Origin of the sequence: Kitasatospora sp. NPDC005856, from assembly GCF_040629945.1 — a bacterium.
Lineage (GTDB): Bacteria > Actinomycetota > Actinomycetes > Streptomycetales > Streptomycetaceae > Kitasatospora.
The window spans coordinates 1-1246 of the sequence record NZ_JBEXWT010000237.1; the positions used below are offsets into that span (position 1 = coordinate 1).

At 72.6% G+C, this 1246-nt stretch carries 1 protein-coding gene; it reads left to right on the plus strand.

Annotated features, from left to right (window positions below; all coding sequences use genetic code 11):
• Positions 1 to 1246: polyketide synthase dehydratase domain-containing protein (locus tag ABZ449_RS42180; RefSeq protein ID WP_360357482.1), on the plus strand; the 1246-nt coding region annotated here is incomplete at both ends.

Sequence of the window (1246 nt, forward strand, 5' to 3'; positions counted from 1 at the left end):
ACCACCACCGGCACCCTCCGCCGCAACCACGGCGGCCCATCCCAACTGGCGACCGCCCTCGCCCACACCTGGACCCACAACACCCCCACCACCAAACCCCCCACCACCACACCCACCACCCCCCACACCCCCCTCCCCACCTACCCCTTCCAACACCAGCAGTACTGGCTCCACCCGGTCGCCGACTCGGGCGACTTCGGACGGCACGGGACCGGACACCCGCTGGTGGGCGGCGCCATCGAACTGCCGGGCAGCGACGCCCTGGTGCTCACCGGGCGGATCTCCCTCGACGCCCAGCCCTGGCTGGGCGACCACGCCGTGCAGGACACCGTCCTGCTCCCCGGCACCGCGTTCCTCGACATCGCCCTGCGGGCAGCGTCCGCGGTCGGCTGCACCCATGCCGAGGACATCACCCTCGACAACCCGCTGCTCGTGCCCGAGCGCGGCACGGTCGACCTGCAGATCCAGGTCAACTCCCCCGGCGATGACGGCAGTCGGCCCTTCACGATCCATTCCCGGCTCGGCGACGCCGAGTGGATCCGGCACGCCACCGGCGTCCTCGCACCCGAGGCACCGCCGGCACCGCCGACGCCGACGCACGCGGCCTGGCCGCCCCCGACCGCCACGCGCCTGACGATCACGGACCTCTACGGGCGACTGGCCGACCGCGGCTACACCTACGGACCCGCGTTCCAGGGCCTCCGGGCCGCCTGGCAGGACGGGAACGCCCTGTACGCCGAAGTGGAGCTGACCGAGGAGGTCAGCGAGGCCGGCTTCGGCCTCCACCCGGCGCTGCTCGACGCGGCGCTCCACGCGCGACTCGCGTCCACCGGCGAGGACACCGACCTGGAGCTGCCGTTCTCCTGGTCCGGCGTCAGTCTCCACGGCTCCGGCGCGCGAGGGCTCCGCGTCCGGATGACGCTCGCGGACGACGCCACGATCGCCCTGTCCGCGACGGACCCGGACGGCAAGCCGGTCCTCACGGTCGGTGCCCTGGCCACGCGACCGGTCGACGCGGCGAAGCTGGTGTCCAACAGCTACTCACCGTTGGTGCTGGAGTGGGTCCCCGTCACCCCCGAATCCCCCACCACCGACACCCCCACCCCCGACATCCTCATCGTCCGCCCCGACGACACCACCCCCACCGGCGACCCCCTCACCGACGCCCACCAACTCGCCGAACACACCCTCACCCGCCTCCAGAACTGGCTCAACCAAGACCACCCCGACCACACCCACCTCGTCA